Annotated in this window: 8 protein-coding genes; 7 read left to right on the top strand and 1 reads right to left on the bottom strand. The window is 54.2% G+C overall.

The genetic code is table 11. The features are described 5' to 3' along the window. From IKE44_RS12535 to ypjB, 7 genes are all read left to right on the top strand, one after another. Nucleotides 1-305: YpiB family protein (locus IKE44_RS12535; protein WP_287466073.1), on the top strand; the 305-nt coding region annotated here is incomplete at its 5' end. Nucleotides 306-391: 86 nt separating this feature from the next. After that, entirely contained in the window at nucleotides 392-847 is a 456-nt protein-coding gene (locus tag IKE44_RS12530; protein WP_049624827.1) for a YpiF family protein, read from the top strand. Between the two features lie 145 nt (nucleotides 848-992). Beyond that, entirely contained in the window at nucleotides 993-1,502 is a 510-nt protein-coding gene (locus IKE44_RS12525; protein ID WP_033014012.1) for a Rieske (2Fe-2S) protein, read from the top strand. 3 nt (nucleotides 1,503-1,505) lie between these two features. Continuing rightward, nucleotides 1,506-2,180 (top strand): menaquinol-cytochrome c reductase cytochrome b subunit, encoded by a 675-nt coding sequence (gene qcrB / locus IKE44_RS12520; RefSeq protein ID WP_011231676.1) that lies wholly within the window; start codon nucleotides 1,506-1,508, stop codon nucleotides 2,178-2,180. A gap of 49 nt (nucleotides 2,181-2,229) precedes the next feature. After that, a complete protein-coding gene (locus tag IKE44_RS12515) occupies nucleotides 2,230-2,994 on the top strand; it encodes a menaquinol-cytochrome c reductase cytochrome b/c subunit (RefSeq protein WP_033014013.1) in 765 nt (254 codons plus the stop codon). Nucleotides 2,995-3,071: 77 nt separating this feature from the next. Continuing rightward, nucleotides 3,072-3,695 carry a lipoprotein heptaprenylglyceryl N-acetyltransferase LhaT gene (gene lhaT, locus IKE44_RS12510; protein ID WP_049624828.1) on the top strand — a complete coding sequence of 208 codons (624 nt, stop codon included), beginning with the start codon at nucleotides 3,072-3,074 and terminating at the stop codon, nucleotides 3,693-3,695. Between the two features lie 89 nt (nucleotides 3,696-3,784). Then, nucleotides 3,785-4,573, top strand: coding sequence for a sporulation protein YpjB (ypjB, locus tag IKE44_RS12505; RefSeq protein WP_033014016.1), 789 nt, complete (start codon nucleotides 3,785-3,787; stop codon nucleotides 4,571-4,573). A gap of 115 nt (nucleotides 4,574-4,688) precedes the next feature. Here ypjB and IKE44_RS12500 read toward each other — a convergent pair. Next, nucleotides 4,689-5,436: YitT family protein (locus tag IKE44_RS12500; RefSeq protein WP_287466069.1), on the bottom strand; the 748-nt coding region annotated here is incomplete at its 5' end.

Raw genomic sequence — 5,436 nt, 5'->3', positions numbered from 1 at the left:
TGACAACCGATGCAGAGAAATCGTTCCATGACATCCGTTTAAACCGCGACGAAGATATTTACATTCAACTGAATTTCCGCGCTTCTTTTCATTCGCCGCAATATGTCGCCGTGCTTGAGGAAAATCCGCACGCGCCCAAACAGGCGCAAGTGAGCGAAAACGACCAGCGCCTCGCCGAGCAGTTTTTGGAACGCTCCATTTACGAATTCCGGCGCGGGCGGCTCATGAAGCTGATTGACGAGGCGCTCGACCGCCATGATGAAGAGGCGTTCCGCCGCCTGACCGATGAATTAAACAAATTGTAAAAACCTTGCCGCCGGCAAGGTTTTTCTTTTGTCGAAAAATATGGTATGGTGATAAGGAACGAACTTTATGGCAAAGGGGAGTAACGATGAAATGGACAAGCGGGGACGTCGCCATCTACGAAAAAGAGCGCGACTACATTGATACGGCACTCGTTCCGCTTTTGCCGGTGGCCATCGACCAAAGAGCGAGGCGGATCGCCTCGGGCGGGGAGCTCGTCGGGCTTGTGGCCGCCGAGGCTGAGCGGCAGCTGAGAGGCCGTGTGTTTTTGCTGCCGGCGTTTGTGTATTTTGCCGATGAGCCGCGGCCATCGCTGGCAGAGCGGCTGGCGGGCTGGACAAGCCGGCTTGGACAGGAGGGGATGAAGCATGTGTTTTACGTGACGTGTGACCCGGCGTGGCAAGAGGGTGAAGAAGCTGACCGCGTTTGGCTCGTTCCGGACGTTCCGCTCGAGAACATGGAGGAATCGTACAGGCACGAACTCGTCAAGGAGCAGGCGGCTGAGCTGATCCGCTTTTTCGTCAGCTGCTGGACAAAAAGGTAAGCTGGGCAAAGTCCGACGTTTTGCCGCCTGCGATATTGACCTTGTCTAGCAATTGAGCTATCATTAGAATGTCCTAGTTTTTTATATGTTGTTATACATACAATCGTCTGGTGCGGACTTGATTTTGCATAGAGGGGGGAAGACGATGAGCGACAACAAACATCGTGTAACGAGACGTCAGTTTTTAAACTACACGCTGACCGGCGTCGGCGGTTTTATGGCGGCAGGAATGCTGATGCCGATGCTCCGTTTTGCTTTCGATCCGGTCTTGAAGGATGAAGCAGGGACGGAGATGGTCGCGGTGGCGGACGTCAAAGAAATTACGACCGAACCGAAGCGCTTCGACTTTAAAGTGAAGGTGAAAGACGCTTGGTACGAGTCGGAAGAGCCGAAATCAGCTTGGGTGTACAAGGATGAAAAGGGGGACATTATCGCCCTGTCGCCGATTTGCAAACACCTTGGCTGTACGGTTGACTGGAACACGGATAAAGAGCATCCGAACCATTTTTTCTGTCCATGCCACTACGGTCTCTACACGAAAGACGGCACGAACGTTCCGGGGACGCCGCCGCAAGCGCCGCTTGACCGTTACGAGTACAAAGTTAAAGACGGAAAGCTGTATTTAGGCAAGGCGAAACCAAGAAAGGAGGCGTAATGCGTGTTAAACAAGCTGTATGACTGGGTTGATGAACGCTTAGATATTACGCCTTTATGGCGGGATATCGCCGATCACGAAGTTCCGGAGCACGTCAACCCGGCCCACCATTTTTCCGCCTTTGTCTATTGTTTCGGCGGACTGACGTTTTTTGTCACGGTCATTCAAATTTTGTCGGGCATGTTTTTGACGATGTACTACGTCCCGGATATTAAAAACGCATGGGAATCGGTGTATTATTTGCAAAACGAAGTAGCGTTCGGCCAAATTGTGCGCGGCATGCACCACTGGGGGGCGAGCCTTGTCATCGTCATGATGTTCTTACATACGTTGCGCGTCTTTTTCCAAGGGGCGTATAAAAAGCCGCGCGAGATGAACTGGATCGTCGGCGTATTGATCTTTATGGTGATGATGGGTCTTGGCTTTACCGGTTACTTGTTGCCATGGGATATGAAAGCGCTGTTCGCGACGAAAGTCGGTTTGCAAATCGCGGAGGCGACGCCGCTTATCGGTCCGGCGATCAAAACGCTGTTGGCTGGAGATCCGGAAATTGTCGGCGCGCAAACGTTGACGCGCTTTTTTGCCATTCACGTCTTCTTCTTGCCGGCCGCTTTGCTCGGCTTAATGGCAGCGCACTTTTTAATGATTCGTAGACAAGGCATTTCCGGTCCGCTATGATCGGTCGGCCCGCGTTTCGAGGCGATAGAAAAAAGGAGGGAATCACGCAATGCATCGCGGAAAAGGAATGAAATTCGTCGGCGATTCCCGTGTTCCCGCGGTAAGAAAACCGAATATTCCGAAGGACTATTCAGAATATCCCGGGAAAACGGAAGTGTTTTGGCCGAACTTCCTGCTCAAGGAATGGTTGGTCGGTTCGGTCTTTCTCGTCGGTTTCTTATGCTTGACGGTCGCCCACCCGTCGCCGCTTGAGCGGATCGCTGACCCGACGGACACGACGTACGTGCCGCTGCCTGACTGGTATTTCTTGTTCTTATACCAATTGCTCAAATACTCGTATGCGTCCGGTCCGTATACGGTTATCGGTGCGATCGTCATGCCGGGGCTGGCGTTTGCCGCTTTGCTGCTGGCGCCGTTTTTGGATCGCGGTCCGGAGCGCCGTCCTTGGAAGCGCCCGGTGGCAACCGGCATGATGTTGTTGGCGCTCGCTTCTATTGTTTATTTGACATGGGAGGCGGTCGTTACACACGACTGGAAAAAAGCAGCTGAGCAAGGGAAAATTCGCGCGGAAGTGGAAATTGATACGAACGCGGAAGGCTATAAAATCGCCCAAGCGAACACATGTACATCGTGTCACGGACAAAACTTGTCCGGCGGCGCCGGCCCGTCGCTCATCGGCACCGGCTTGACGCCGGAAGAGATCGCGAAGATCGCCAAAGAAGGGAAAGGCAACATGCCAGGTGGCATTTTTAAAGGCACGGATGAAGAGCTGAAAAAAATGGCGGAATTCATCGCCGGCTTAAAAGCGGAATAATTCGTTCGGCACGGAAAGCTGACTCGCGTTAGTCAGCTTTTTTCGTGCTAACATGAAACCGAGGCGAGGTGCAGATGATGGCATGGCTTTATGCAATATTGGCCGCCCGGCCGGTTGTTTGGTTGCTGTTGTTCGTGAATGCCGCCGGCACCGTTTACGGCTATTATTGGTACCGCTATCAACTTGCGGAGACGCCGCCCGACTTTTTGCCGTTTGTTCCCGACAGCCCGACGGCGAGCCTTTTTTTTGTGCTCGTCCTCGCCGCTTGGCTGCTGGGCCGATCCTCGCCGCTGTTTGAGGCGCTCGCGTTGGTGACGCTTGTCAAATACGGGATTTGGGCCGTCGTCATGAACGTGCTCGTTTGGCGCGTCACGGGGACGCTCGATTGGGCTGGCTGGATGCTCGTTGTGTCGCACGGGGCGATGGCGGTCGAAGGCGCACTGTACGCTTCGTTTTATCGATTTCGCTCCGTCCATCTCGCCTTGGCGGCGGTTTGGACGCTGCATAACGATGTCATCGATTACGTGTTTGGCATGATGCCTCGTTACCATATGTTGGAACGATACGCCGATCAAATTGGCTATTTTACCTTTTGGTTGAGCATGGCTTCCATTGCCGCTGCGTATTGGCTTGGCATCCGCGTGCGGCGGCAGCCGCTTTTGCCAGGCGGCCGCATCGATTTCCGTCCGAAAGCGGAATAGAAAATTCAGCCGCGTCTTGATGGCGGTTCCTTGGTCTACTCTTGTCCACTCCTTCATACATTGTAGTAATGAATGAGGGAGGGACGATGATGAAACGAATCGGGCTGGCCATGTTGTTATCGTTCATCTTTTTATGGCCAGCGCTCGTTGGCGCGGCCGGACGACCAAGCGGTTGGGAGCAGCTGGACGATATTTCCGACGAGGCGCTGCAGTTAGGGAAAAACGAGCGTTTTGCCGAAGCAAAAGAGGTGCTCCTCTATTTTTCTGAACGATTTTTTGCCCTTGAGGCGAAAAAACGGTTGAAAACGGCCGATGAGCTGCGGGCGGTGACTGTCACGCACGAACATGCCGTCAAAGCCATGACAGCGCCGATTCCAGACGAGGGCAAGGTCGCTGCTCTTACACAGTTCCGCCTTGTCGTCGATGCTGTTCACTCCACCTATCAACCGCTCTGGTCCGAGATGGAACCCGCCGTCATGGAGGCGTTTGCCGTGATGGAACAGGCGGCGGAGCGCGGAGAGAGGAAGGCGTATGCGGCTGCCCTTCGCCAGTTTATGGATCGCTATGCCTTGATTGAGCCGAGCGTGAAAATCGATGTGCCTCCGGAAGAAGCGAAAAAGGTCGACCATGACCTCGAAGTGCTGCAAGGCGCTTCGTTTTGGCGGCTTGGCCAAAGCGAGCAGCGCGAGCAGCTTGCTGCCGCGCGCCGCAATATAGAAGCGTTGTTTGACGGGGTGAAAAAGGACGAAGCCGACCCGTCGCTCATTTGGGTCATGATTTCGACCGGTGGAATGATCGTCTTAACGTTGACGTATGTCGGCTGGCGGAAGTACAGAGGAGAAAAAGAGGCGAAGCGGGCGCGGCAGCCGGAAGAATAGGAGCCGGCTTGCTTTCAAGAGGGGGAATGGTTTCCCCCTCTTTTTTATTTTGACGGCTGCGCGGCACCTGGCAAGCCGGGCATGCCCCGAGATGTTGAGGACAGGGACTTAGTCCTTATTGCTCCAGCGGCCGCTTGTGCTCATCGAGCGTAAACCCTTCGCCGAGCACGTCGTGCACATCGGTGACCGCGACAAAGGCGTGCGGATCGACGGACATAATGACGCTTTTGAGGCGGGGCAATTCGTTTTTGGCCACGACGCAATACAGCACGTCACGGTCGCGTTTCGTATACGAGCCGCGCCCTTTGAGCACAGTGACGCCGCGCTCCATCTCTGTCAAGATCCGGTTGGCGATCTCTTCGCTTTTTTCTGAGATGATGGTCGCCCCTTTTGCCGCATAGCCGCCTTCCTGCAGAAAATCAATGACCCGGGCGGCGATAAAGACGGCGACCAACGTATACATCGCCTCGCGGTATGACAGGTAAAGAAGAAGCGACAACGTGATGACGGCGGCGTCAAAGGCAAACATCGTTTTGCCCATGCTGATGCCTTTGTATTTATGGACGAGGCGGGCGATAATGTCGACGCCGCCGGTTGTGCCGCCGTAGCGGAAAATAATGCCGAGGCCGACGCCGATAAACACGCCGGCAAACAGCGCTGCCAGCGTCATGTCGTGACGGAGCGGCATATGGATCATGTAGCGTTGGAAGATCGATAAAAAAATGGAAACCGCGACCGTGCCGATGACAGTATAAAGAAACGTCTGGCGGCCGAGCAACCTCCAACCGATCAAAAAGAGCGGAATATTGAGCGCCAGGTTGGTGATGGCCGGATCAAAACCAAACAAAAAATAAAGAAGAAGA

The sequence above is a fragment of the Geobacillus sp. genome (genome assembly GCF_017515625.1).
GTDB lineage: Bacteria > Bacillota > Bacilli > Bacillales > Anoxybacillaceae > Geobacillus > Geobacillus stearothermophilus.
The sequence above is the reverse complement of the archived record's forward strand: the minus strand, read 5'-3'. Positions and strand labels throughout refer to the sequence as shown.

What these genes read in the sequence shown, in the direction of transcription:
- IKE44_RS12530 (WP_049624827.1), top strand. Translation starts at nt 392, where the DNA reads ATGAAATGGACAAGCGGGGACGTCGCCATCTACGAAAAAGAGCGCGAC.
- IKE44_RS12525 (WP_033014012.1), top strand. Translation starts at nt 993, where the DNA reads ATGAGCGACAACAAACATCGTGTAACGAGACGTCAGTTTTTAAACTAC.
- IKE44_RS12515 (WP_033014013.1), top strand. Translation starts at nt 2,230, where the DNA reads ATGCATCGCGGAAAAGGAATGAAATTCGTCGGCGATTCCCGTGTTCCC.
- lhaT (WP_049624828.1), top strand. Translation starts at nt 3,072, where the DNA reads ATGGCATGGCTTTATGCAATATTGGCCGCCCGGCCGGTTGTTTGGTTG.
- ypjB (WP_033014016.1), top strand. Translation starts at nt 3,785, where the DNA reads ATGAAACGAATCGGGCTGGCCATGTTGTTATCGTTCATCTTTTTATGG.